The 25,849-nt window shown below is 63.7% G+C and carries 24 protein-coding genes; 9 read left to right on the top strand and 15 right to left on the bottom strand.

Annotated features, from left to right (window positions below):
* Window positions 1-175: 175 nt before the first annotated feature.
* From thrC to xerD, 4 genes are all read right to left on the bottom strand, one after another.
* Entirely contained in the window at window positions 176-1,585 is a 1,410-nt protein-coding gene (gene thrC, locus HWV67_RS10505) for a threonine synthase (RefSeq protein ID WP_095154185.1), read from the bottom strand.
* 103 nt (window positions 1,586-1,688) lie between these two features.
* Window positions 1,689-2,993, bottom strand: a complete 1,305-nt coding sequence (locus HWV67_RS10500) for a homoserine dehydrogenase (RefSeq protein ID WP_095154186.1) — start codon at window positions 2,991-2,993, stop codon at window positions 1,689-1,691.
* Between the two features lie 82 nt (window positions 2,994-3,075).
* Window positions 3,076-3,801 carry a bifunctional protein-disulfide isomerase/oxidoreductase DsbC gene (dsbC, locus tag HWV67_RS10495; protein ID WP_175651181.1) on the bottom strand — a complete coding sequence of 242 codons (726 nt, stop codon included), beginning with the start codon at window positions 3,799-3,801 and terminating at the stop codon, window positions 3,076-3,078.
* A 176-nt stretch (window positions 3,802-3,977) separates the two neighbouring features.
* Window positions 3,978-4,874, bottom strand: a complete 897-nt coding sequence (gene xerD / locus HWV67_RS10490) for a site-specific tyrosine recombinase XerD (RefSeq protein WP_175651180.1) — start codon at window positions 4,872-4,874, stop codon at window positions 3,978-3,980.
* A 77-nt stretch (window positions 4,875-4,951) separates the two neighbouring features.
* On the opposite strand from xerD, the gene HWV67_RS10485 reads away from it, so the two are divergent.
* Complete coding sequence (locus tag HWV67_RS10485) at window positions 4,952-6,757, top strand: cation:proton antiporter (protein WP_175651179.1); 1,806 nt, start codon at window positions 4,952-4,954, stop codon at window positions 6,755-6,757.
* A gap of 9 nt (window positions 6,758-6,766) precedes the next feature.
* Here the strand turns inward: HWV67_RS10485 and HWV67_RS10480 are convergent, their stop codons facing one another.
* The 6 genes from HWV67_RS10480 to ffh form a co-directional block, all read right to left on the bottom strand.
* A complete protein-coding gene (locus tag HWV67_RS10480) occupies window positions 6,767-7,174 on the bottom strand; it encodes an acyl-CoA thioesterase (RefSeq protein WP_095154190.1) in 408 nt (135 codons plus the stop codon).
* A 194-nt stretch (window positions 7,175-7,368) separates the two neighbouring features.
* The gene (gene rplS / locus HWV67_RS10475) at window positions 7,369-7,719 is read right to left on the bottom strand and encodes a 50S ribosomal protein L19 (RefSeq protein ID WP_095154191.1); all 351 of its coding nucleotides are present in this window, start codon (window positions 7,717-7,719) and stop codon (window positions 7,369-7,371) included.
* A gap of 42 nt (window positions 7,720-7,761) precedes the next feature.
* Window positions 7,762-8,514 (bottom strand): tRNA (guanosine(37)-N1)-methyltransferase TrmD, encoded by a 753-nt coding sequence (trmD, locus tag HWV67_RS10470; protein WP_175651178.1) that lies wholly within the window; start codon window positions 8,512-8,514, stop codon window positions 7,762-7,764.
* A 3-nt stretch (window positions 8,515-8,517) separates the two neighbouring features.
* Complete coding sequence (rimM, locus tag HWV67_RS10465) at window positions 8,518-9,054, bottom strand: ribosome maturation factor RimM (RefSeq protein ID WP_175651177.1); 537 nt, start codon at window positions 9,052-9,054, stop codon at window positions 8,518-8,520.
* A 5-nt stretch (window positions 9,055-9,059) separates the two neighbouring features.
* Window positions 9,060-9,311, bottom strand: coding sequence for a 30S ribosomal protein S16 (rpsP, locus tag HWV67_RS10460; protein ID WP_175651176.1), 252 nt, complete (start codon window positions 9,309-9,311; stop codon window positions 9,060-9,062).
* Between the two features lie 240 nt (window positions 9,312-9,551).
* Complete coding sequence (ffh, locus tag HWV67_RS10455) at window positions 9,552-10,928, bottom strand: signal recognition particle protein (protein ID WP_175651175.1); 1,377 nt, start codon at window positions 10,926-10,928, stop codon at window positions 9,552-9,554.
* Between the two features lie 197 nt (window positions 10,929-11,125).
* Here ffh and HWV67_RS10450 point away from each other — a divergent pair, with 197 nt between their 5' ends.
* The 3 genes from HWV67_RS10450 (at window position 11,126) to HWV67_RS10440 (ending at window position 14,934) form a co-directional block, all read left to right on the top strand.
* Window positions 11,126-11,938: a cytochrome C assembly family protein gene (locus HWV67_RS10450; protein ID WP_371929294.1), complete on the top strand. Its 813-nt coding sequence runs from the start codon at window positions 11,126-11,128 to the stop codon at window positions 11,936-11,938.
* A 10-nt stretch (window positions 11,939-11,948) separates the two neighbouring features.
* A complete protein-coding gene (locus HWV67_RS10445) occupies window positions 11,949-13,178 on the top strand; it encodes a transporter associated domain-containing protein (RefSeq protein WP_175651173.1) in 1,230 nt (409 codons plus the stop codon).
* Between the two features lie 304 nt (window positions 13,179-13,482).
* Complete coding sequence (locus HWV67_RS10440; protein ID WP_371929293.1) at window positions 13,483-14,934, top strand: MFS transporter; 1,452 nt, start codon at window positions 13,483-13,485, stop codon at window positions 14,932-14,934.
* Here the strand turns inward: HWV67_RS10440 and purT are convergent.
* The 5 genes from purT to HWV67_RS10415 form a co-directional block, all read right to left on the bottom strand.
* Window positions 14,835-16,016: a formate-dependent phosphoribosylglycinamide formyltransferase gene (purT, locus tag HWV67_RS10435; RefSeq protein ID WP_095154199.1), complete on the bottom strand. Its 1,182-nt coding sequence runs from the start codon at window positions 16,014-16,016 to the stop codon at window positions 14,835-14,837. The two genes, HWV67_RS10440 and purT, sit on opposite strands and share 100 nt — an antisense overlap.
* 94 nt (window positions 16,017-16,110) lie before the next feature.
* Window positions 16,111-16,578 (bottom strand): VUT family protein, encoded by a 468-nt coding sequence (locus HWV67_RS10430; protein WP_175651172.1) that lies wholly within the window; start codon window positions 16,576-16,578, stop codon window positions 16,111-16,113.
* 64 nt (window positions 16,579-16,642) lie between these two features.
* Window positions 16,643-16,855, bottom strand: a complete 213-nt coding sequence (locus HWV67_RS10425; protein ID WP_110968191.1) for a DUF1289 domain-containing protein — start codon at window positions 16,853-16,855, stop codon at window positions 16,643-16,645.
* The gene (locus HWV67_RS10420) at window positions 16,855-17,379 is read right to left on the bottom strand and encodes a gamma carbonic anhydrase family protein (protein WP_095154202.1); all 525 of its coding nucleotides are present in this window, start codon (window positions 17,377-17,379) and stop codon (window positions 16,855-16,857) included. The genes HWV67_RS10425 and HWV67_RS10420 overlap by 1 nt, the downstream gene beginning before the upstream one ends.
* A 41-nt stretch (window positions 17,380-17,420) precedes the next feature.
* On the bottom strand, window positions 17,421-18,020 hold the full coding sequence (locus HWV67_RS10415) for a CoA pyrophosphatase (protein WP_110968190.1): 600 nt from the start codon (window positions 18,018-18,020) through the stop codon (window positions 17,421-17,423).
* A gap of 131 nt (window positions 18,021-18,151) precedes the next feature.
* Between HWV67_RS10415 and HWV67_RS10410 the strand changes: the two genes are divergently transcribed.
* The 5 genes from HWV67_RS10410 (at window position 18,152) to HWV67_RS31655 (ending at window position 25,763) form a co-directional block, all read left to right on the top strand.
* A complete protein-coding gene (locus HWV67_RS10410) occupies window positions 18,152-18,712 on the top strand; it encodes an NUDIX hydrolase (protein WP_175651171.1) in 561 nt (186 codons plus the stop codon).
* A gap of 27 nt (window positions 18,713-18,739) precedes the next feature.
* Window positions 18,740-19,306 (top strand): L,D-transpeptidase family protein, encoded by a 567-nt coding sequence (locus HWV67_RS10405; RefSeq protein WP_175651170.1) that lies wholly within the window; start codon window positions 18,740-18,742, stop codon window positions 19,304-19,306.
* Window positions 19,307-19,504: 198 nt separating this feature from the next.
* Window positions 19,505-21,208 (top strand): ShlB/FhaC/HecB family hemolysin secretion/activation protein, encoded by a 1,704-nt coding sequence (locus tag HWV67_RS10400; RefSeq protein ID WP_175651169.1) that lies wholly within the window; start codon window positions 19,505-19,507, stop codon window positions 21,206-21,208.
* 24 nt (window positions 21,209-21,232) lie between these two features.
* Window positions 21,233-24,871 (top strand): two-partner secretion domain-containing protein, encoded by a 3,639-nt coding sequence (locus HWV67_RS10395; RefSeq protein WP_256680082.1) that lies wholly within the window; start codon window positions 21,233-21,235, stop codon window positions 24,869-24,871.
* Complete coding sequence (locus HWV67_RS31655; RefSeq protein ID WP_256680081.1) at window positions 24,831-25,763, top strand: hemagglutinin repeat-containing protein; 933 nt, start codon at window positions 24,831-24,833, stop codon at window positions 25,761-25,763. Before HWV67_RS10395 ends, HWV67_RS31655 begins: the two co-directional genes overlap by 41 nt.
* Window positions 25,764-25,849 lie beyond the last annotated feature (86 nt).

The following is a 25,849-nucleotide window of genomic DNA, read 5'->3' as shown; positions in this document are numbered from 1 at the left end:
GGCTCGTGTGGCGGCACAAAGTCGCAACTCTAGGGAAAACAGAACGGCGGCCCTATAGGAAAAATCCCAAATTTAGCGCTCCATTTCCAACCGCCGCCGACGAACCGGCCTGACGACCGCGCTGAAAACGAAAAAGCCCGTCATGCGACGGGCTTTTCTGCATCCGACCAATCGATCAGAGCGGTTTGCCGCGGTTGCCGTGCTTGCTGACGAAAGCCTGAACCTGGCTCAGGTCGTTGGCCAGCACCGTGCAACGCTCTTCACGGGAGAACAGGTCGGTCAGGTGGGCTGGCAGTTCCAGTTCCTTGCCAATACCGGCCTTCTCCACCGCTTCCGGGAACTTGACCGGGTGCGCGGTGCCCAGCACTACCATCGGTGTATCCAGGCTGCGACGGCACTCGCGGCCGGCCTTGACGCCGATCGCGGTGTGCGGATCGAGGATCTCGCCCGTCTGGGCGAAGACTTCGGCGATGGTTTCGCAGGTCTGCGCGTCATCGACGGCCAGGGAATCGAACAGCTTGCGCGCTTCGACCCAACGGTCTTCTTCGACGCTGAAGCCGCCACCCTGCTTGAAGTTGGCCATCAGCTCGGCGATTGCCGCGCCGTTGCGACCGTGCAGGTCGAACAGCAGGCGCTCGAAGTTCGACGACACCATGATGTCCATCGACGGCGACAGCGTCGCGTGCAGGGTTTCCTTGACGTACTGGTTGCCACTCATGAAGCGGTGCAGGATGTCGTTGCGGTTGGTGGCGACGATCAGTTGGCTGATCGGCAGGCCCATGTTGCGCGCCAGGTAGCCGGCGAAGATGTCGCCGAAGTTGCCGGTCGGCACCGAGAACGCCACGGAACGCGCCGGGCCGCCCAACTGCAGGGCCGCGTGGAAGTAGTAGACGATCTGGGCCATGATCCGCGCCCAGTTGATCGAGTTGACCGCTACCAGGCGAGTGCCCTTGAGGAAGTCCTGGTCGGCGAAGCTGGCCTTGACCATTTCCTGGCAGTCATCGAAGTTGCCTTCGATGGCGATGTTGTGGATGTTCTCGCCGAAGATGGTGGTCATCTGACGGCGCTGCACTTCCGACACGCGCTGGTGCGGATGCAGGATGAAGATATCGACGTTGTCGCAACGGCGGCAGCCTTCGATGGCCGCGGAACCGGTGTCACCACTGGTGGCGCCGATGATCACGACGCGCTCGCCGCGCTTGACCAGCACGTGGTCCAGCAGACGACCGAGCAGTTGCAGGGCGAAGTCCTTGAACGCCAGGGTCGGGCCGTGGAACAGCTCCAGCACCCATTCGTTGCTGTTCAGTTGACGCAGCGGTGCGACCGCAGCGTGAGCGAACTCACCGTAGGTTTCTTCGAGGATCTTCTTGAAATCGGCGTCGGCGATGCTGCCGGTGACGAACGGGCGCATCACCCGGAACGCCAGCTCGTGGTACGGCAGGCCGGCCCAGGAAGCGATCTCTTCCTGGGTGAAACGCGGCAGGTTTTCCGGCACATAAAGACCGCCATCGCTGGCAAGACCGGCCAGCAGCACGTCTTCGAAATTCAGGGCAGGAGCCTGGCCACGGGTACTGATATAGCGCATGAGGGCAAACCTTTCTTTGAGCGGCAAGGTTCAAGTTGCAAGCTGCAAGAGAAGCGGTGGCGCTTTTTCTTGCAGCGTATGGCTTGCAGCTTGCCGCTGGAATTTAGTTGAGCTGTTCGACGCGGATCCGCACGACCTTGCCGATCACGTCCTGGAGGGCTTCCAGCGCCGCGATGGCGTCGTTCATGCGTTTCTCCTGGACCTTGTGGACCAGCAGGATCATCGGCACCAGGCCGTCCTGTTCCTCGACTTCCTTCTGCATGATCGACTCGATGTTGATCCCGCGCTCGGAGAGGATGCTTGCCACCTGGGCCAGTACGCCCGGATGGTCCTTGGCCTGGATGCGCAGGTAGTAGGCGCTTTCGCAGGCGTCGATCGGCAGGATCGGGTGGGCCGACAGCGAATCCGGCTGGAAGGCCAGGTGCGGAACGCGGTTTTCCGGGTCGGCGGTCATGGCGCGAACCACGTCCACCAGGTCGGCGACGACCGAGGAAGCGGTAGGCTCCATGCCGGCGCCAGCGCCGTAGAACAGGGTCGAACCCGCAGCGTCGCCGTTGACCATCACAGCGTTCATCACGCCATTGACGTTGGCGATCAGGCGGTCAGCCGGGATCAGCGTCGGGTGCACACGCAGTTCGATACCGGCGGCAGTGCTGCGCGCCACGCCCAGGTGCTTGATGCGGTAGCCCAGGGCCTCGGCGTAGTTCACGTCAGCAGTGGTGAGCTGAGTGATGCCTTCGGTGTAGGCCTTGTCGAACTGCAGCGGGATGCCGAAAGCGATGGAAGCGAGGATGGTCAGCTTGTGCGCAGCATCGATGCCTTCGACGTCGAAGGTCGGGTCCGCTTCGGCATAACCCAGCGCCTGGGCTTCGGCCAGCACGTCCGGGAAGGTGCGGCCCTTCTCGCGCATCTCGGTGAGGATGAAGTTGCCGGTGCCGTTGATGATGCCGGCAACCCAGTTGATACGGTTGGCCGAGAGGCCTTCACGGATCGCCTTGATCACCGGGATGCCGCCGGCCACAGCGGCTTCGAATGCGACGATCACGCCTTTTTCGCGGGCGCGGGCGAAGATCTCGTTGCCGTGCACGGCGATCAGCGCCTTGTTCGCGGTGACCACGTGCTTGCCGTTGTCGATGGCCTTGAGCACCAGCTCGCGGGCCACGGTATAGCCACCGATCAGTTCAATGACGATATCGATCTCGGGGTTGCTCGCGACTTCGAACACATCAGCGGTAATGGGGGTACCGGTAATCTGGCAGTTCGGGTTGGGCGAACGCATGGCAATCTGTGCCACTTCAATTCCACGCCCGGCGCGGCGGGCAATCTCCTCGGCGTTTCGCTGAAGTACGTTGAAGGTTCCGCCACCGACGGTCCCTAACCCACAGATGCCTACTTTGACCGGTTTCACTGTGAAACTCCCCATTGAACGACCGGTGTGGAACCGATCGTGAAAAAAGCCGCCTCCCCATGGTGGCGGCTCACTGATTGAATTACTTGGCGACGGCCAGGGCCAGCTTGGCCACTTGCGGGGCCGGCTGGTAGCCCGGGATCACCTGGCCATCTTCCAGCACGATGGCTGGCGTGCCGTTGACACCGATGGACTGGCCCATGGTGAACTGCTTGCTGACCGGGTTCTCGCACTTGGCGGCCTTGATTTCCTTGCCGTCGATCATCTTGTCCAGCGCACCCTTGCGGTCCTTGGAGCACCAGACCGCCTGCAACTGCTCGTCACCCGGCGAGCCGAGGCCCTGGCGCGGGAAGGCGACGTAGCGCACTTCGATACCGAGCTTGTTCAGCTCAGGCACTTCGGCGTGCAGTTTGTGGCAGTACGGGCAGGTGGTGTCGGTGAACACCGTGATGTGCGACTTGGCCGGGCCAATGGCAGGATAAACCACCATTTCCGCGCCTGGAATGGCATTGATCGTCTTGGCGACGCCCTCGCGTTCGGTCTTTTCAGTCAGGTTGACTGGTTTGCCACCCTGCACCTGAAACAGATAGCCCTGGACCAGGAACTGGCCGTCGGCGCTGGCGTACAACACACGTCCGCCCTTGAGCTTGACTTCGTACAGGCCATTGAGCGGACTGGCGGCGATGCTGTCGACCGGGACTTCCGACTCCAGCGACTGCAGGGTTTTGCGGATCGCCTGCTCGTCAGCCAGGACGAACGAACTGGCCAGCGCCAGCGCGGCGGCGGCAACAATCTTGATCATGCGCATTTGGAGCTCCTGAAAGCGTACAAGGGGCCGGGATGGGGACGCCCGGATGGAAAACACGGGGGATTGGCCGGCCCAAGACGTAAACCCCGAAAGACTACCATATTCAACGCCCTACGACGGGCACCTTGACCGCTCGAATGCGCAGACAAACGAACCGGCCGCGGCCGATTCGTTCTCTAACCCCTGGGATGGTGCCGAGCATGCAGTTCCTGCAGCCTCGCTCGGGCCACATGAGTATAGATCTGGGTGGTCGACAGGTCGCTGTGGCCCAGCAACATCTGAACCACGCGCAAGTCGGCGCCATGGTTGAGCAGATGAGTGGCGAAGGCATGGCGCAAGGTGTGAGGCGACAGCGCCTTGCCGATCCCGGCAACCTGGGCGTGGTGCTTGATACGGTGCCAGAACGTCTGGCGGGTCATCTGCTCACCCCGCTGGCTGGGAAACACCACGTCGCTGGGACGGCCGTTGAGCAGGCCATTGCGACCATCACGCAGGTAGCGCTCCAGCCAGACCACCGCTTCCTCGCCCATCGGCACCAGCCGCTCCTTGCTGCCCTTGCCCATGACCCGCAACACGCCCTGGCGCAGGTTGATCTGGTCGAGGGTCAGGCTGACCAGCTCGGTAACCCGCAAACCACAGGCATACAGCACTTCGAGCATGGCACGGTCGCGCTGGCCGATGTCTTCGCTCAGGTCCGGCGCCAATAGCAGGGCTTCGACGTCAGCCTCGGAGAGCGACTTGGGCAATGGCCGGCCAAGCTGCGGCATGTCGATCTGCAGCGTCGGGTCGACGGCAATCAGTTTCTCTCGCAGCAGGTAGCGATAGAAACCGCGCAGCCCGGAAAGAAACCGCGCCGTGGAACGCGGCTTGTAGGCGTTATCCAGGCGCCAGCCGAGGTGGTCGAGGATCAGTTCGCGGCCGGCATCGGGCAATGCAATGCCCTTTTCCTGCAACCAGCCGTTGAACAGCGCCAGGTCGCTGCGATAGGACGCTCGGGTGTTGTCCGACAGGCCTTTTTCCAGCCACAGGGCATCAAGAAACTGGTCAATCAGGGGGTGGTCGATAGCAGGCATGAAAACTCGGAGACGGGACGATGAAAACGCCGAAGTGCCGCTAGTCTTCCATAACCATGCCGGGATAGGGAGTCCGAATGAACGAACAACAGATTCTGCTCGCGTTTGGCGGCATTGGTGCGGCGGCACTGGGCTGCCAGTGGCTGGCCTGGCGCCTGAAGCTCCCGGCCATCCTGTTTCTGCTGCTCAGCGGCATACTCGCCGGGCCCGTGCTGGGTTGGCTTGATCCGCAGGAAATGTTCGGCCCGCTGCTGATGCCGCTGGTGTCGCTGGCGGTGGCACTGATCCTGTTCGAAGGCAGCCTGACCCTGCACCTGTCGCAATGGCGCGACATTGGCAGCGTGGTGCAACGCATGGTGACCGTCGGCGCGCTGGTCACCTGGGTGGTGATTGCCGTCGCAACGCACTGGCTTTTGGGTTTCGACTGGCCGTTGGCGGTGCTGTTCGGCACCCTGACCCTGGTCACCGGCCCCACGGTGATCGTGCCAATGCTGCGGGTGGTGCGACCCAAGGCGACGATCGCCAACATCCTGCGCTGGGAAGGCATCGTCATCGACCCGATCGGCGCGCTGCTGGCCGTGGTGGTCTACAGCTTCATCATTGCCAGTGCCGCGGATGAAGGCCTGAGCCAGAGCCTGAAAACCTTCGCCGGGGTGATTTTCTGCGGCAGCGCGTTCGGTGCCGCCGGCGGCTGGTTGCTGGGCCAGGTGATGCGTGAGCAATGGCTACCGGAATACCTGCACAACCTGGCGTCGCTGGCGGCGGTGCTGGGGATCTTCATCGCTGCCAACCAGGTGATGCACGAGTCGGGACTGCTAGCGGTAACCCTGATGGGCATGTGGCTGGCCAATATGAAAGGCGTCGACGTTCGGCAGATCCTGCACTTCAAGGAAAACCTCAGCGTGCTGCTGATCTCCGGGCTGTTCATTCTGCTCGCCGCGCGCCTGGACCTGACCGCCCTTCTCGGCCTCGGCCCGTCGGTGCTGGCGCTGCTGCTGGTGATCCAGTTGATCGCCCGACCACTGAACGTCGCCCTCTCAACCTGGCGCTCACCACTAAACTGGCGCGAACGGGCGCTGCTGGCCTGGATCGCACCGCGGGGGATCGTCGCGGCGGCGGTCTCGGCGATCTTTGCGATTCGCCTGAACGAGGCCGGCCACGAGGGCGCCTTGCTGCTGGTGCCGCTGACCTTCGCCGTGATCATCGGCACGGTGGTCTTGCAGAGCGCAACGGCGCGGCCGCTGGCCCGCCTGCTGAAAGTCGCGGAGCCCGCGCCCAGCGGCTTTCTTATCGTCGGTGCCAACCCGCCCGCACGGGCGATTGGCAAGGCCTTGCAACAGATGGATTGCCGGGTGCTGCTGACCGACTCCAGTTGGGAGAACATCCGCGCGGCGCGCATGGAAGGGCTGGCGACTTACTTTGGCAATCCGGCCTCGCAGCATGCGGATGCGCACCTGGACCTGGTCGGCCTGGGCCATCTGCTCGGGCTTTCTCCCGCAGGCGAGTTGAATGCACTGGCCTGCATGCGTTTTCGTCACGACTTCGGCCATACCCGGCTGTTTTCGCTGGCCAGCGGCCTGGAGGTCAGCCGCAGCGACAAGCACCGGGCCAGTGACGAACACCGCGGGCATGTGCTGGGAAATCCGTCACTGACGTACGTGCAACTGGCCAATCAACTGCACCACGGTGCCGAGCTGTACAGCACGCACCTGACCGAAGCCTTCGACTGGGACGCCTATCGGGCGCTGCATGGTGAGCGGGCGACCTTGCTGTTTGCCCGGGACGCCAATGGCTGGGTGCATGTGTTCGGCCCGGACAGCCCGCTCAAGCCCGGGCCTGGGTGGACGGTGCTGGCGTTGATTCGACAGGATGAAAGCCGTTGAGCGCGGCGATCAGAACCCGGGCAATACCGGCACCGGACGCTTGTCCTCGTCGATGGCGACAAAACTGAACAGGCCGTGAATGGCTTTCTCGCGGCTGTCGCAGCTCATGCTTTCGACAAACACTTCGACTTCCACCTTGAGGCTGGTGTTGCCGACTTTAACGACCCGCCCTACCAGCTCGACGATGGAGCCTGCGGCGATTGGGTGCTTGAAGTCGATGCGGTCAGTGGACACAGTGACCAGTGGCAGACGGCAGAAGCGCGTCGCGGCGATGAACGACACTTCGTCCATCCAGGCCAGCGCGGTGCCGCCGAACAGGGTGTTGTGGTGGTTGGTCGTGGAGGGGAATACCGCCTTGGTCACGCGGGTGACCGACAGCTCGGTGCGGCGTTCGATTTCCTGGTCTCTGGGGGTCATGGGATCACTTGAACGAAGAAGGCAGTTGCACGCTGCAAGCCATAAGGTTGGGGGGGCACTGTAGGAGCGAGCTTGCTCGCGAAGACCCCAACAGATTTAACCGACAAACATCTTGCGCCTTGAAACTCACAGCGCTGAAAAACAAAAAGGGCAGCCCGGAGGCTGCCCTTTCTTTCGCAAAGGTCGGACTGGACTTAAGCCAGTTTTTCCTTGATGCGAGCTGCTTTACCGGACAGGTCACGCAGGTAGTACAGCTTGGCTTTACGCACGTCACCACGACGTTTCACGGCCAGGCTGTCGATTTGCGGGCTGTAGGTCTGGAAAGTACGCTCAACGCCAACACCGTTGGAGATTTTGCGAACGGTGAAAGCGCTGTTCAGACCACGGTTACGCTTGGCGATTACAACGCCTTCGAAAGCCTGCAGACGGGAGCGGTCACCTTCCTTCACTTTCACCTGAACGACGATGGTGTCGCCCGGGGCAAAGGCCGGGATTTCTTTGCTCATCTGTTCAGCTTCGATCTGCTGAATGATTTTGTTGGTCATCTTGTGCTCCTAAGGTAAATCGTCGGATCTACCATCGATACGTTAACTATCGTCCCGCTCGCGGAGGTACTCCTCGAGCAGCTTCTTCTCTTCTCCAGAAAGTGAGCGACTTTCCAGAAGATCGACGCGTCGTTCATAGGTCCGCCCAAGGGACTGCTGTAAACGCCAACGCCGGATGTGTGCATGGTTGCCACTGAGCAACACGTCGGGAACACGCTGATCCGCATACACCTCCGGACGGGTGTAGTGCGGGCAATCAAGCAGACCGTCGGTGAAGGAATCTTCCTCCGCCGAGTCCGCATGCCCTAAAGCTCCGGGCAGCAGCCGTGTAACCGCATCAACCAGGACCATTGCCGGCAGCTCACCGCCAGACAATACGTAGTCACCAATCGACCACTCTTCATCGACATGAGCCTCAATAAAGCGCTCGTCAATGCCTTCATAACGACCGGCTATCAGAATCAACGATTCATGCTTCGCCAGGTCCTTGACCGCCGACTGAGTCAGCTTGCGGCCTTGTGGCGACAGGTAAATCACCTTCGCCGTTCCTCCGGTTGCCTGCCTGGCATCAACCAGGGCGTCTTCCAGAGGCTTGATCTTCATCACCATGCCCGGACCACCGCCAAAAGGCCGATCATCTACCGTGTGGTGACGATCCGTGGTGTAGTCCCGCGGGTTCCAGCAGGTCAGTTGCAACAACCCCTGTTTCACCGCTCGGCTGGTAATGCCGTACTCACTGATGGCCGAGAACATCTCGGGAAACAGCGTGATGACGTCTACGCGCAGGCTGGCCATTGCTTAGAAGTCCGCGTCCCATTCCACCCTCATTTCGCCTGCCGCCAGGTCGATTGCCAACACGCATTGCTCTGTATAGGGCAATAGCCGTTCACGATCATCCAGGCTGCCAGCGCAGGGCTTGACCACCATTACATCGTTTGCGCCGGTCTCCAACAGGTGATCAACCTTGCCGAACAGATGCCCGTCCTGGTTGATGACACTCAGACCCACGAGCTGATACCAGTAGTAATCGCCGTCGGTCAGGTTGGGCAAAAGGCTGCGAGAGATACAAATCTCATAACCGCTCAGAAGACGAGCTTCATCACGATCGTCGAGCCCTTTGAGCTTGGCGACCAGATCCTTTTGAGTGGATCGGCCCGAGACCAGCTCTACCTGCTTGACCACGCCTTCGCGCCGAAGCGTCCAGTTGCGGAATTCCAGCAGGTTGTCGATCGGATCGGTAAAGGAATAAACCTTCACCTCGCCGCGAACGCCGTGAACCGAAAAAATCTTGCCAACAACGATCAAGTCATCAGCGTTTTCTGGCGTCGCGTTCATATTGCTCAGGCGGCAGCCTTGGCAGCAGTCTTCAGCAGTTGTGCAACACGTGCAGACGGCTGTGCGCCAACGCTCAGCCAATGAGCAACGCGGTCTTCCTTAACGGACAGACGAACTTCCTGGCCACGAGCGACAGGGTTGAAGAAACCAACCTGCTCGATGTGCGAACCGGTAACTGGGTTACGCGAGTCGGTTACGGTCAGGGTGTAAAATGGGCGCTTTTTGGAGCCGCCACGGGCAAGACGGATGGTTAGCATTGAACATCGTTCCTGTAGTCGGTGCTGCAAATCATAATGCACAGCGGGCACACGGGTGCCCGAAAGGCCGCATATTCTCAAGGAATACACGGGTATTTGCAAATGCCTTTTTACACGAGGTAAAAGGCCTGCCTGCTGATCTGCGGTTTGCACTGCCTTCTATATAAAGGCAGCAATGGTCCCGCCGAGGGCGGGATTTCAGTCGTTGGCTCATCTAAAAGCCAACGACCTGAATCGGGTTTACATCTTGGGCATGCCGCCGCCAGGCATCATGCCGCCCAGGCCGCGCATCATTTTGGCCATGCCGCCCTTGGCAGAAAACTTCTTCATCATCTTCTGCATTTGCTTGTGCTGCTTGATCAGGCGGCCAATGTCCTGCACCTGGGTGCCGGAACCCATGGCGATACGGCGTTTGCGCGAACCGCTGATCAGGTCAGGGTCACGGCGCTCGGCCGGGGTCATGGAGTTGATGATCGCTTCCATCTGCTTGAACTGCTTCTCGGCTGCGCCCTGGGCGTTGCCCATCTGCGACAGGTTGACCCCACCGATGCTCGGCAGCTTGTCCATCAGGCCGCCTAGGCCGCCCATGTTCTTCATTTGCAGGAGCTGGTCGCGGAAGTCTTCGAGGTCGAAGCCCTTGCCCTTTTTCAGCTTCTTGGCGAGTTTGTCGGCCTTTTCCTTGTCGAGCGTCTGCTCGGCCTGCTCGATCAGGCTGAGCACGTCACCCATGCCGAGGATCCGCGAGGCGATCCGGTCGGGGTGGAACGGCTCGAGCGCTTCGGTCTTCTCGCCCATACCGATGAACTTGATCGGCTTGCCGGTGATGGCGCGCACCGACAGCGCGGCACCGCCACGGGCATCACCGTCGACCTTGGTCAGCACCACACCGGTGAGCGGCAGGGCATCGCCGAAGGCCTTGGCGGTGTTGGCGGCGTCCTGGCCGGTCATGGCGTCGACCACGAACAGCGTTTCGATCGGCTTGACCGCGGCGTGCAGGTCCTTGATCTCGGCCATCATCTCGGCGTCGATGTGCAGACGACCGGCGGTATCGACGATAACCACGTCGATGAATTTCAGCTTGGCTTCGCGGATCGCCGCTTCGGCGATGGCCACCGGCTTCTGGCTGATGTCCGACGGGAAGAAGGTCACGCCGATGTCGTTGGCCAGGGTTTCCAGCTGCTTGATCGCCGCCGGACGGTAGACGTCGGCCGAAACGACCATGACGGTCTTCTTCTTGCGCTCTTTAAGGAAACGCGCGAGCTTGCCGGCGGTGGTGGTCTTGCCCGCGCCCTGCAGGCCGGCCATCAGTACCACGGCAGGTGGTGCGGCATTCAGACTGAGGTCTTCGTTGGCCGCGCCCATCAATTCTTCGAGTTCGGCCTGGACGATCTTCACGAACGCCTGGCCCGGCGTCAGGCTGCGCGAAACCTCGGTCCCGACCGCACGTTCCTTGACCTTGTTGACGAAGTCCTTCACCACCGGCAAGGCGACGTCGGCTTCGAGCAACGCCATGCGCACTTCGCGCAGGGTGTCTTTGATGTTGTCTTCGTTCAGCTTGGCCTTGCCGGTGACATGGCGCAGCGTCTGTGACAGACGATCGGTCAGGTTTTCAAACATGGGGATCCTTTCGGGCTCTTGTAGAACCGAGGTTTATCAGCCGCCCCAGGCGCATTCGGCCGGCCTTGGGCAGGGGCAGGGCGGCGATTATAACGAAGACTCGCGCCAGCGCACACCATACCGTCGGCGCACAGTCTTCCTAGGGGGCCGGGTTCTATGCCAAACTCATCGGCTTTCGGGCTTGCCTAACAGGACTTATGCTCCCCTTGTCACCCAGCTTGCTACCCAACCTGATCGCCGCCTGCCTCTACGCCGCCGCGATCATCCTCCAAGGCACCGGCCTGGCCCGGGGCGTCAAGGCCGACAAACGGCTGCTCGGCCTGCTGGGAGGCCTGGCGGTCGTCGCCCAGGGCGCCGCGCTGTACTGGCAACTGCTCACGCCGTTGGGACTGAGCCTGGACTTCTTCAGCGCCGCCAGCCTGATCGCCACTGCGGTCATTGCCATTACCCTGCTCGCCTGCCTGCGCAGTCCGGTGGAGAACCTGCTGCTGTTGCTGTTCCCGCTGGGCCTGCTGACGGCCCTGATCGCGCAGTTCGCGCCGTCGGGCACGGTTCCGCTGATCAACGAAGAGCCCGGCATCCTCGCGCATATCCTGCTGTCGATCCTTGCCTACGGCCTGTTCACCATCGCGGTGTTCCAGTCGCTGTTGCTGCTGATGCAGGACCACCAGCTCAAGCACAAGCATCCGTCCGGGCTGATCCGCAATTTCCCGCCGCTGCAAACCATGGAAAGCCTGCTGTTCGGCTTCCTCTGGGCCGGCTGGGGCCTGCTCTCGCTGTCGCTGATCTCCGGCTGGCTGTTCCTCGACAACCTGTTCGCCCAGCATCTGGTCCACAAGCCCTTGCTGGCCTGCGTCGCCTGGATCGTGTTCAGCGTACTGCTATGGGGCCGCACCCGCCTCGGCTGGCGCGGACACAAGGCGATCCGCTGGACCCTCGCCGGGTTCTGCCTGCTGATGCTGGCGTATTTCGGCAGCAAGCTGGTACGCGAATTCATCCTGCATATCTGACGGGCGAACTATGGACACCTTGCCGTTGGCTCCGCTGCTCGGGCTTCTGGCCCTGGCCTTGCTGTGGTCGGCACTGTTCACCGCGGTCGACGCCGCCCGCGTGCAACTGGCGGGCAATCGGCGCAACGGCAATGGCGGCGCCCGCGACACCTCTGACCTCCCGCCCCAGGCGCTGATCTTCGGCGCCACCCTCGGCAAGCTGCTGGTGCTGGCCCTCGCCGGCCTGACCGGCCTGCGCTGCCAGGGCGAGACCGGTTTCTGGCTGGGCTGCGTGGGAGCGGCCATCCTGCTGCTGGTCTGCGCCGAGTACCTGCCGCGGCAACTGGCCCGACGCAACCCGGAAGCCTTCATCGGCCTGGGCATCGTCCTGCGCCTGCCGCTGCGTCTGCTGCAGCCGCTGGCCTGGTTGCTGGACGGCATCGCGCGCCTGATCCTGCGCCCCTTTTCCGTGCGGCCGAGCATGGTCAACCAGCATGAACAGAATGCCGACAGCGAACCGGACGATAGCGACGAGTCGGAGGAAAACCCCTCCCCCGGCAACCTCCCGACCAGCCTGAAGGCGCTGGAGAGGGTCACTGTCAACCACATCCTGGTGCCGCGCAGCGAAGTCGACGGGATCAACCTCGACGATTCGATCGAGCAGATCATCGCGCAATTGAACACCTGCAAGCACACGCGACTGCCGGTATTCCACAACGACATCAACCAGGTCCAGGCAGTGCTCAACACGCGGCATATCGCCCACCTGCTGCCCAAGGCCGAGCTGACCCACGAAACCCTGCTGGCAGCCTGCTACGAGCCTTACTTCGTCCCGGAAAGCACCCCACTGCAACTGCAGTTGCTCAACTTCCACAAGCAACAGCGGCGGATGGGCATCGTCGTCGACGAGTACGGCGAAGTAGAAGGGATTGTCACCCTGGAAGACATTCTCGAAGAGATCGTCGGCGAGTTCGAAGAACAGGACGACCTCGACAACCCGCACATCCATCCGCAAGGGGATGGCCGTTATGTGATCGAAGGCAACGTGGCGATCCGCGAACTCAACCGCAGCCTTGGCTGGCACCTGCCCAGCGACGGACCGAAGACCCTCAACGGGTTGGTCACCGAGGCGCTGGAAAGCATCCCGGCCAGCGCGGTGTGCCTGAAGATTGGCCGCTACCGCCTGGAAATCCTCGAAACCGAAGACAACTGCGCCAGCCGGATCCTGGTCTGGACCGTCGCCCGCCAGCCCGCCGCCTGATTCGTTACGCCCGCAACGCCTGACATAGACACATTTCGTATCGAATCTGGCTATACTCGACCCACGCTTACCCAGCCCTGCCGTCGCGCCCGCTACCCGCTCCCGGCGCTTTCCGGCCAGTCCGCACCGCCTGCATCGCGCGCTTTACCGGCACCGCTTCACACCCCGAACAGTGCCCGCGCCCGCCCCCATCCCCCCAGGGCTATGCTCGGCCGCGCGACCCATACCAAAAAAAATGCTCCGACGCAGTGCCGTCGCCCGTGCGCGGCCGCCCAGGAAGCCTTCGACTGTCAGGGGACCTTGCATGACCACCAGCAGCACCTACAACAATGAGGCCGACACCGCGCCGTCCGGCAATTCGCCGGCCCGCGTCGCCACGGCCAGCTTCATCGGCACGGCCATCGAGTTCTACGATTTCTACGTCTACGCCACTGCGGCCGCACTGGTGATCGGACCGGTGTTCTTCCCGCAGACCTCCGGCACCGCGCAGATGCTGTCGGCGTTCCTCACCTTCGGCATCGCCTTCCTGGCGCGACCGCTGGGCTCGGCGCTGTTCGGCCACTTCGGCGACCGCATCGGACGCAAGTCCACCCTGGTCGCGTCGCTGCTGCTGATGGGCGTGTGTACCACGCTGATTGGCGTGCTGCCGGGACATGACAGCATCGGCAACTGGGCGCCGATCCTGCTTTGCGTCCTGCGTTTCGGTCAAGGTCTTGGCCTTGGCGGCGAATGGGGCGGCGCGGCGTTGCTGGCCACCGAGAACGCGCCGAAGGGCAAGCGCGCCTGGTTCGGCATGTTCCCGCAACTTGGCCCGTCGATCGGCTTCCTCGCCGCCAACGGTCTGTTCCTGGCCCTGGCGATGCTGCTGAGCGACGAAGATTTCCGCGCCTGGGGCTGGCGCATTCCGTTCCTGCTCAGCGCGGCACTGGTGATCGTCGGCCTGTACGTGCGCCTGAAACTGGAAGAAACCCCGGTGTTCGCCAAAGCCATGGCCAGCCACCAGCGCGTGAAGCTGCCGGTGGTCGAGCTGTTCGCCCAATACTGGCTGCCGGTGCTGCTCGGCGCCGGGGCGATGGTAGTGTGCTACGCGCTGTTCTACATCTCGACGGTGTTTTCGCTGAGCTACGGCGTGTCCACGCTGGGCTACACCCGCGAAACCTTCCTCGGCCTGCTGTGCTTCGCGGTGCTGTTCATGGCCTTGGCCACCCCGCTGTCGGCCTGGCTCAGCGACCGCTACGGGCGCAAGCCGGTGCTGGTGACTGGCGCACTTATGGCGATCGCCTCGGGCTTTGCCATGGAGCCGCTGCTGACGTCCGGGTCCACCGCCGGCGTGGCGTTGTTCCTGGCGATCGAGCTGTTCCTGATGGGGGTGACGTTCGCCCCGATGGGCGCGCTGCTGCCCGAGCTGTTCCCAACCCACGTGCGCTACACCGGCGCGTCGGCGGCTTACAACCTGGGCGGAATCGTCGGCGCCTCGGCAGCACCGTTCTTCGCACAGAAGCTGGTGGCGATGGGGGGATTGAGCTGGGTGGGCGGGTATGTGTCGATGGCGGCCCTGCTGAGCCTGATCGCGGTACTGTGCCTGAAGGAAACACAGCACACGGAGTTGAACGACAACGCGGGGCGAGCCAGACGGCCCGCCCCGCGTCTACAGCCTTACAGCTCGACGTTGACTGCTTGCGAGGCGCGGGTCGCCTTGGCCCGGGCGGCCTCGATCGACTCATCGCGCGCCAGGCACACGCCCATGCGGCGCTGACCGTTGACTTCCGGCTTGCCGAACAGGCGCAGCGCGGTATCAGGCTCGGCCAGGGCAGCGCCGAGGTTGTCGAACGCAGTCTGCTGCGACTGACCTTCCACCAGAATCACCGCGGAAGCAGACGGACCGAACTGACGAACCGACGGGATCGGCAGGCCGAGAATCGCCCGGGCGTGCAGGGCGAACTGCGACAGGTCCTGGGAAATCAGGGTCACCAGGCCGGTGTCATGCGGGCGCGGCGAGACTTCGCTGAACCACACCTGATCGCCCTTGACGAACAGTTCGACGCCGAACAGGCCACGACCGCCCAGTGCCTCGGTGACGGCCTTGGCCACGCGCTCGGACTCGGCCAGCGCCACCGGGCTCATGGCCTGTGGCTGCCAGGATTCCTGGTAGTCGCCCTTCTCCTGACGGTGACCGACAGGTGCCAGGAAGGTGGTGCCGCCAACATGACGAACGGTCAGCAGGGTGATTTCGTAGTCGAAATCGATGAAGCCTTCGATGATCACCCGGCCCTTGCCGGCACGGCCGCCTTCCTGGGCGTAGTCCCAGGCTTTCTGCAGGTCGTCGGCGCTTTTCAGCAGGCTCTGGCCCTTGCCCGACGAACTCATCACCGGCTTGACCACACACGGGAAGCCCAGGTCCAGAGCGGCCTTGCTGTAGTCCTCGAAGGTGTCGGCGAAGTGGTACGGCGAGGTTGGCAGGTCCAGCTCTTCAGCCGCCAGGCGACGGATGCCTTCGCGGTTCATGGTCAGTTGCGCGGCGCGGGCGGTGGGCACCACGGTGAAGCCTTCGGCTTCCAGCTCGACCAGGGTCGCGGTGGCGATGGCTTCGATTTCCGGGACGATGTAGTGCGGCTTCTCGGCCTCGATGACCGCACGCAGGGCGGCGCCGTCGAGCATGTTGATCACGTGACTGCGATGCGCCACCTGCATGGCCGGGGCATTGGCGTAACGGTCCACGGCGATCACTTCGACGCCCAGGCGTTGCAGCTCGATCACCACTTCCTTGCCCAGCTCGCCACAGCCACAGAGCAGTACACGGGTCGCGGTGGGCGACAATGGGGTTCCGATACGGGTCATCTCAGGTCCTCAAAGGGAAGGAATCCATGGCCGCCCCAGCACGGTGCGGGCCAGCGAAAGGGGCACATTTTACATGCTTGAACGCCGTCGCGGCTCAGCCGGCGATGGCGTTTTTCCGCCCCCGCCAGGCCATGGCCAGCCAGACTGCGGTGACGCCGGCGAACTTCGAGGCCAGCGCGGTGCCGACCACGGCCGGCGTCAGGGCGCCGATCATGCCGAAGAAGATAAAGGTGTCGAGCGGAATGCTCAGCGCGGAACTGATCCACAGGCGGTCATGCAGCGGGCGCTTGGTGATGCTGAACACCACCCAGTCGATCAGCTCGGACACCGCGAACGCGGTGGCGCTGGCCAGGGCGATGGTCGGGTCGGAGGTGACGTAGGACAGCACCAGCGCTGCCAGCATGGCGACCAGCGCGCCGTGGCCGAAGCGGGTCTGCACCATGTCGCGCAGGACGAACACCAATCCGCCCCAGGCGGACCAGATGACGTCCAGGTGCGGCGCACTGGAGAAGGCGTAGTTGATGAGCACCACGCTGCTGATATAGGCGATGAGAAAGAACATTGGGGGCACCGGTAGCAAGCCGCACAGGGTACTTCACAGCCCGCGTGCGGCCAAGCCCCGGGAATCAGTTCGCCGTGCGGGGTTGGGCGAAGACCAGGCCAGCGGCCACGGCGCGCTCGTGACAGAAGCGCAGCACCTGCCGGCGCTCGGTGTTGTCCATGCGGCCCCAGCGGGTGATTTCAGCGGCGGTGCGCTGGCAGCCGGTGCAGATGTCTTGTTCGTCCAATGCGCAAATGCTGACGCAAGGTGAGGCCACGGGCCTTTCAGCGGTGCTCATCAATCCTCCTGCGGCGCCAGGTCGCGGGCGTAACGCTGGGCGTTGTGCACGTAATGCGCGGCGCTGGCCTCCAGCATCTTCTTCTGCGCCTCGGTCAGTTCGCGCACCACCTTGCCCGGCGAGCCCATGACCAGCGAACCGTCGGGGATTTCCTTGCCTTCGGGGATCAGCGCATTGGCGCCGATGATGCAGTGCTTGCCGATCCGCGCACCGTTGAGAATCACCGCATTGATGCCGATCAGACTGTAGTCGTCCACCGAGCAGCCATGGAGCATGGCGTTGTGGCCGATGGTCACGCCCTTGCCGATGGTCAGCGGCGAGCCCATGTCGGTGTGCATCACCGTGCCGTCCTGGACGTTGCTGTTCTCGCCGATGTCGATCAGTTCGTTGTCGCCGCGCAGGACCGCGTTGAACCAGACATTGGCGCCCGCCTGCAGGCGTACCTTGCCGATCAGCGTGGCATTGGGCGCCACCCAGCTTTGTGGATGGGTTTCGACCCGAAAGTCGCCCAGACGGTATTTCATGCGTGGTTCCTCACGGTGGGGTTCGCGGCGGGTGGTCCCGCTCAGAGTGGGGTGAAGCGTTCAGGCGGATGGTGCAGGCTGATGCGCGCATCGTAGAGCAGGTTGACCAGCTCGACGATCATGATCGCCGACAGGCCCCAGATCTTGTACTCGCCGAAGCGGTAGCTGGGGACGTACCAGCTGCGGCCCTGATAATCGATGCGGTGGGTGTGATCGCGCGGGTCCTGGCGGAAGAACTCCAGCGGCACACTGAACACAGCGGCAATCTCGGCATCGTTGGGGCGGTACTCGACGTAATCGGGAATCAGCCCGACAAAAGGCGTGACTTTCAATCCGTGCAACGACACCAGCGGGGTCAAGGGACCGATCACTTCCACCAGTCCGGGCGGCAGGCCGATTTCTTCCTCGGCTTCGCGCAGGGCGGTGTAGATCAGGTCGGGGTCTTCCGGGTCGCGGCGTCCACCAGGGAAGGCCACTTCACCGCCGTGGGTCGAGAGGCCCTTGGCGCGCAAGGTCAATACCAGCTCGGGCTCTTCACTACGGGTGATCGGTAGCAGCACCGCGGCCTCGGGAAAACGTCGATCGGTTTCCAGGGTGCCTGGTGTGTGACTGCTCACTCGGCGAAGTAGCTCGTCCAGCATGGTCTCTCTCGTTCCAGAAGCGTTCTGCATCATGCACCAAAGCCGCGCCCCGCCCAAGCCCCGGCGACGATCGCACTTGCGGGCCGCGCGACCGCGGCGCGAAGATAGCGGCAACTCTCAGGAAGATAAGCATGAAATACTGCAGCGCGTGCGGCAAAGCGGTCACCCAGCGTATACCCGAAGGCGACTCGCGCTTGCGTTATGTCTGCGATCACTGCCAGACCATCCATTACCAGAACCCCAATATCGTCGCCGGCGTGCTGCCGAACCACGGCAGCAAGGTGCTGCTGTGCCGCCGCGCCATCGAGCCGCGACGCGGCTACTGGACCCTGCCCGCCGGCTTCATGGAAAACGGCGAAACCATGGAACAGGCCGCCCGCCGCGAAACCGTCGAGGAAGCCTGCGCCCGCCTGGGCGAGATGACCCTGTATCACCTGTACGACCTGCCGCACATCAACCAGGTGCACGTGTTCTTCCGCGCCGAACTGGCCGACCTGGACTTCGATATCGGCGAAGAAAGCCTGGAAGTGCGCCTGTTCGAAGAAAACGAGATCCCCTGGGACGAGCTGGCTTTCAGGACGATCCGCGTCACACTAGAATGCTACTATCGGGACCGCGAACGGCAGCACTATCCGGTTCATACCGAGAGTTTGTCAGCCTCGTTCGCCCCGCCACCCAAGACCGATTCGTAAAACCGCGATTTTCAGGGATACCGTTTCATGCGCTGGTTGTTTGCCCTTTTCTGCCTCAGTGTGGCGTCGGTGTCCCAGGCGGCTTACACCGAAACCATCGTCACCAAGCCGATCCTCAAGGATGCGCCGCTTGCGCCGCAGTCCTCTCCAGCCGAGGTCAGGCCATCGACCCGGATCGAAAAGGTGCTGGTGCTCAAGTCCCAGCGTCGCCTGGAACTGATCAGCAATGGTGCACCGCTCAAGACCTACCGCATCTCCCTCGGCAAGAAGCCCCTTGGCGCCAAGGAGCGCGAGGGCGACAAGCGCACCCCGGAAGGCTTCTACTGGCTGGACTGGCGCAAGGTCTCGGACCGCTACAACCTGGCGATCCACGTGTCATATCCCAACGTCAGCGATGCCGCCAAGGCACGTCGCGAAGGGGTGCAGCCCGGCGGGATGATCATGATCCACGGCACGCCAGACACCGAAGACAACCCCGAAGAGCTGTTTCACACCCTCGACTGGACCGAAGGCTGCATCGCCATGCGCAACACCGACATGCGCGAAGTCTGGAACCTGGTAAAAGACGGCACCATGATCGAAATCCGCCCCTGACTGACCCGCTCCGGCGCCTCCGCGCCGGACATTTCCTACCTCAGTAAATAAGCTTCGGAAATTTCCGAGGGCACTCGCGCTCGTCCCCTACTCCTCCTCACGGTCATCCCCAGCATTCAAACGAATGCCCCTCCCTTAGATTCATCTCACCTGAAATGCTTGCTTCGTCCTAGAACAAGAACATAAGGACGCCACCCTATGTCCCGTTCATCGCGAACCGGAGGCCCGCGCTGCCCTGCGCTGGCATCCACGGTCTTCATCACCCTGATTTTGCTGTGCATGGCACCCACGTGGGCCGACGAGACCTTTCCGGTCCTGCCGCTATTGCGCGAGCAACGCCGCGACGCAGAGGCGCTGGAGCGGCAACAACGCTTGCGCCAGCTCACGCCACCGACGGTCAGCGAGACGCCGGCTGCGGCGCTCGAAGCCGAAGGCTGCTGGCCTGTCTCCGGCCTGCGCCTGGCGGGCAACACGGTGATTACCCGCGAAGCGCTGAACGAGGTGGTCGATCCGTTGCTGCAACCGTGCATGGATGAGGCACGGGTCAACGCGGTGCTCAAAGCCATCACCCGGCTTTACCTGCAACAGGGCTACCTCACCAGCCGGCCCTATCTGGCGCAACCGCCGCACGCGGGGGCGAGCCTGGACATCATGATCGTCGAAGGTTTTGTCGAATCGGTGGAGTTCGATGACCCGGAACTGCCGTTGTCGCTGCCCCGCGCCTTTCCCGATCTGCTTGGCCAGCCACTGCGCCTGAGCACGCTGGAGCAGGGGCTGAACCAGATGAATCGCCTGCAGGCGTTCGACCTCAGCGCGGACCTTGAGCCGGGCGAACTGCGAGGCGGCACGCGGGTGATCATTCGCTCGCAACGGCAACCGGCGTCACGCCTGAGACTGGCCACCAGCATCGACAACCGCGGCAGCGAATCGACGGGCCGCGAGCGACTGGGTGTCAGCGTGAGTCTCGACAGTCCACTGGAGCACAACGACTTCCTGCGCCTGCACAGCCTTCGGCGCCTGTTACCCGGGCGCGGCGACAGCCGCGGCTACGGGCTCTACTACAACAGTCCTTATGGCCCCTGGCGTTTCGCCCTGAGCCTGGACCGCCTGGAATACCGCGCCGCCCTGCCCGGCTCGAACGCCAACAACAGCGGCCAGAGCGATTTCTACAGCCTCGGCGTGGGCCGCGCGCTATGGCACGACCAGTCCACCACCCTCGGCGCCAACCTGCGGCTCAACTACAAACGCCTGGACACGCGGTTCTCCAGCGAGCGACTGCGCCTTCGCCTGCAAAGCCCGACGCTCACCAGCCTTGATGCCAGTCTCAACCTGAGCTGGCGCGACGATGCGCTCTGGAGCGCCACCCTCGGCTACAACCAGGGCCTCGGCTGGTTCGGCTCCGATGACCGCGCAGCAAACCCGCGCGCACCGCAGCCGCTGTTTCGCAAGTACCAGGCGAGCCTCTGGCAACTGCGCGAAGGCGTCGATCCCGCGTTTCGCTGGCGCTGGGAAAGCGAACTGAACCTGCAATACAGCCCTGAGCCGCTGCCCGCGATCGAGCAGATGGCGGTCGCGGGCGACACCGCGGTGCGGGGCTTTCGTCGCGCCACGGTGTCCGGCGCCAGCGGCGCGGTCTGGCGCAACACCCTCAGCCTGCCGCTGAACAACCCGCTGCCGGTGCCGCTGGAAATCCGTCCGAGCCTCGGCCTCGACGCCGGCTGGAGCCGCTACGACCACGGCAGCCCCACACAACGACTGCTCGGCGCCCACGCCGGCCTGCAACTGAGCCTGCCTCGCGGCCAGTTGAGCCTCGATTACCAGCGCGCCCTGCAGGCCAGCGGCACGCGGCGCCGCGATCTGGAGCCGGGCTACTGGCGCGCGCAACTGACCCTGACGTTCTGATCCCCACCCAAGAGAGAGACCACCATGACCCCTCTACCTCCACGGTTCACCCCCGACCTGCTGCGCTGGGCGATCAGCGTCAGCCTGCTGGTTCCCACCGGCGCCATCGCCAACAACGGCCTGCAACCGGCCACCGGCCCGGGCGGAACGCCGTCCATCAACGAGCACAACGGTGTGCCGGTGATCAATATCGTCGCGCCGTCTGCCAGCGGCCTGTCGCACAACCAGTTTCTCGACTACAACGTCGGCCAGCCCGGCGTAGTGCTCAACAACGCCCTGCAGGCAGGGCAATCGCAACTGGCCGGCGCGCTGGGCGCCAACCCGCAACTCCAGAGCCAGGCGGCGTCCACCATCCTCAACGAGGTAATCAGCCGCAACGCCTCGCGCATTGACGGCGCCCAGGAAATCTTCGGCCAGCCTGCCGACTACATCCTCGCCAACCCCAACGGCATCACCATCAACGGCGGCAGCTTCATCAACACCACCCGCGCGGGCTTTCTGGTGGGGCGCCCGGAAATCGAAGACCAGCGCCTCACCTACCTCAACAGCCTCACCGCCAGCGGTGAACTGCGGGTCGACGGCCTTGGCCTGAGCAATGCAGAAGGCGCCCTGGAACTGATCGCCCCGCGCATCGAGAGCCATGGCCCGCTCCGCGCGGCGACCGACCTGGACCTGACCGTCGGCCGCAACCGCATCGACCGCGCCAGCGGCGAGATCGTCGAGCACCTGGCAGGCACGCCGGGCTCGATCGACGCCAGCCTGTTCGGCGCCATGCAGGCCGGGCGCATCAGAATCATCAGCACCGCCGAGGGCGCGGGCGTGCGGATCGAGGCGCCGTCGATGGACGCTCGCCAAGGCATCAGCATTCGCTCGGCCGGGGACTTGCAGATCAGCGGCAGCGCGCAGCAACGCAGTCGCCTCGACGCCGGCAAAGGCAACCTCGAGCTGGACGCCAAGGACAACATGACGCTGAGCGCCATCGAAGGCCGGGCCGAACAGATCAAGGTCCGCACCGGCAAGAACCTCACCCTCGACGCCAAAACCCGCGAAAGCATCCGCCGCGACAACGAGAAGTGGGACAAGAAGTGGTGGTTCGTCACCACCGAAACCTTCGAGCGAACGGGCAGCGAAGTCGAACGCCTGACCACCGGCAGCGATTTTCAGGCGGTCAGCGACATCACGCTCGATGCCGGTGGCGACGCCCGCCTGCTGGCCGCTGGCGTACAGGCAGGCGGCGACCTGAAACTGCGCAGCGGCAACACGCTGGAGGTTAGCGCCGGCATCGACAGCGTGACCCGCGACGAACGCATTCGCCACCGCAAGCACCTGTGGCGCGGCGACCAGGACACCCACGACTACCGCGAAAGCGCCCGCCCCAGCCAACTCTCGGGCCGCAACCTGACCGTGGAGGCGGCGGGGCCCACCCGCATCATCGGCAGCGAGCTGCGAAGCAGCGCGGACATGAGCATCAAAACCCCTGAACTTGATATCGCCGGGACCTCGCTCAAGGGCAGTGACTCCCGCAAGGAATACCGGGGCGACCTGGCCTCCGGGGCGTTTTTCGGCAACCGCGAACGGGCGCAAGGCGAGCAGCAGACCGTTCGTGGCAGCCAGCTTGAGTCGGGCGGTGCCTTGACCGTGATCGCCGATCAGGTACGGGTCAGCGGCAGCCGGATCAGCAGCACCGGCGACGCCCTGTTGGCTAGCGAAAAGGCCCTGCTCAGCGTCGAAGCGGCGCGGGAAAGCTCGACCCGCAGCACGAGCAGCAAAGACAGCAAGCTGTTCGGCCTGCTCGGCAACAGCACCGACACCCGCCAGCAACGTGACACCGCGCTGGTCAGCGACCTGGCTTCGGAGAGCAACCTGCGCCTGGCCAGCGCCGACGAGTTGCAGGTCATCGGTGCCCGGCTCAAGGCCGGTGGGCAGTTGCAACTGGACGCCGCGAAAGACCTGCGCGTCAGCGCCGCCACCCAGAGCGAAAACAGCAGCACCCAACAAACCGACAAGAGCCTCTACGCCAGCGCGCGGCAGACTGCCGAAGCGCTCGACGGCAAGCCGGCGTCGAAGCAATACGTTGCCTCAGCGGGTTATGAAGTGAAAAAAAGCGAGCGCAGCAGCAGCCAGGACACGCTGGTTGCCAGCCAGCTCAGCGGCGCAGCGATCAACATCGGCAGCCAGGCCGACGTGTCGCTGAACAGCAGCAACCTCGACAGCAGCGGCGCAATCGATATTAGCGGCAAGACCGTCACCCTTGGCGCGCAAACCACCCGCGAGCAGCAACTCACCATCAGCACCCGCTCGGCGGGCGGTCTGGCGGTGACCGCGGGGATGGATCGCCAGGGCGGTGGTTACGAGGGCGCCTACCAGCGGCGGGAACAGGAGGAAAGCCTGGTCGACAGCCTCCCGAGCGAGCTGAAGGCGTCGGGACCGTTACGCATCAAGGCCGACACGCTGATCAATGAAGCGGCGCAGGTGAGCGCCGACGAGCACCTGCTGGTCGACGCGACTCGGGTGGAAAACCGCGCCACCGCCAGCGTCCGCGAAACCCGCGACAGCGAACGCAACTGGCAGGGCAGCCTGGGCCTCAGCCTGGAAACCCGCGATATCACCCGTCCGATCGAAAACCTGATCAACGGCAACGAGGCCGCGCGCTTCCAGCAAGCCTCTGTGGAAGACGCCCTGGCGCCGCCAACCCTGGGCGTGGACCTGGCGCTGGAGCACCTCAACCGCGAACAGACCAGCCGCAGCGAAACCGCGCGGGTCAGCGAGCTGGCCGGCACCACGGTGAAGGTCCTGGCAGATGAAGTGAGCGATACCGGCACCCGCTACCGCGCCGAAAAAGGCGGACTGCAGATCGATGCCCGCACTCACCAATTCGTCGCTGCGCAAGACACCACCGCCGAGACTGTCGAGCGCTTGGAGGCTGGTGGCACTGCCCGGGTGGAAACCAGCACGGGCAAGGACATTGCCGGGAAAATCACCGGCAAGGGCGGATCGCTGAGCAGCAGCAACACCACGACCACCGCCCGCCCGGGGAGCCTCTACGGGCAACAGGGCATCCAGATTCAACTGGGGAGCGACGGGCTTTATGAGGGCACCGCCTTCGACGCCGGCAAGGGCGGCCTGACCGTTGAGACGGCCGGCAAGCTCAGCCTGCCCCAGGCCAACGATCATCAGCAGCAGAGCCTGCGCCAGCTCGACGGCAATGCCTGGCTCAAGGCGGGTAACAGCCCGGCGGGCAGTGCACTGGAGGCCCGTGGCTATCTGGATCAAAAACGCAGCGACAGCCAGGACAGCCAGGCGCGGGTCGCCAGCATCGACAGCACCGGCGATGTCCGCCTCAAGGCCGGCGGTGAGCTGACGCTCGCCGGCACCCGCATCGGCAGCAGCGGCGCCAAGCCAACCAATATCGACGTGCAGGCCGACGGCCCGCTGCGGGTGCTGGCGGCCAGCGACAGTCATGAGGCCAGCGGCGACAACATTGGCGGCGGCGGTGAGGTGGTCTTGAAGATGAACGATGCCGGCAAGGGCGGCGGGCTGGGCGGGCATTTCAGCAACGGGCGGATTTCGAGTCCGACCGCCGTGCCCAGGCGCGGTCTTCACCGCGCAACAGGAGGTGAACTTGTCGAGCCACGCAAGACAGGGCGACGCGATTCACCTTGAGGGCCTGCAGGCATCGGCCGAGCGGATCAAGGTCGCGGCGGAAAACGGCGGCGTACTGATCGAGTCCGCCACCAGCAGCGAGCGCCGCGACAACCTTGACCTGACCGTGGGTGCCGGCATCGCCATGACCCCGGCGGCCACCCGCGACGAAACGAAAAAGGGCCTGTATGGCCGGGCGCAGTTCAACCTCGACCAACGCGACAACCTTGTGCACCAGAACAGCCAGCTCGACGCCGGGCAGGTCGGCCTGTACAGCATGAACGACATGCAGCTCAACGGCGTGCGGGTCAATGCCGGGCGCATCGAGGGCGTTATCGGCGGTGACCTGCAACTGGCCAGCCGCCAGGACCGGGTCAACGCGTTGAAGGTGAATGTCGATGCGCAACTGAGCCGGGAGAAGAACCCGCAGGGCTACCTCAATGCCGTGCGCTCCTTCGGTGGTCCGCTGGGCGCCAGCGCCGAGAAGAAAGTCGGCGGTGCGGTACAGAGCGCCGATCCGGGCCTTTCGCCGACGCTGGACGTGAAAGTGGATTACGCACGGCGTGACAGCGTCGCCAGTCAGAGTCGGTTGAGCGGGCAGGAAGGCGTTGCCTTGCAGGTTGGCGGCGATGTGAAACTGTCGGGGGCGGATGTGCGCTCAAGCCAGGGCAAGGTCGAACTGGGTAGCGAGCGGATCAGCCAGGAAACCCTGAATGGCCGTGATGTGCGGCGAGTGGTGGGGACCAACCTGTCGAATGCGCCAGTGGAGCTGGGCAGTGATCTGGTCAACACCTACAAGAATGGCGGGATGAATCTGGAGGAAGGGGATTCGTCACTGGACCTGGGGCTGTTGCGCACCGGGGGGCATGATCGGGAGGTTAGGCTGGAGTCGGGGATTGTCGAGAAGAAATGATTGAGCCGCATCGCGAGCAAGCTCGCTCCTACAGGGTTCACGATGATTTCCAAATCCTGTAGGAGCGAGCTTGCTCGCGATGCGCC

Source organism: Pseudomonas sp. Marseille-P9899 (genome assembly GCF_903166565.1).
Classification (GTDB): Bacteria; Pseudomonadota; Gammaproteobacteria; order Pseudomonadales; family Pseudomonadaceae; genus Aquipseudomonas; species Aquipseudomonas huaxiensis.
The sequence above is the reverse complement of the archived record's forward strand: the minus strand, read 5'-3'. Positions and strand labels throughout refer to the sequence as shown.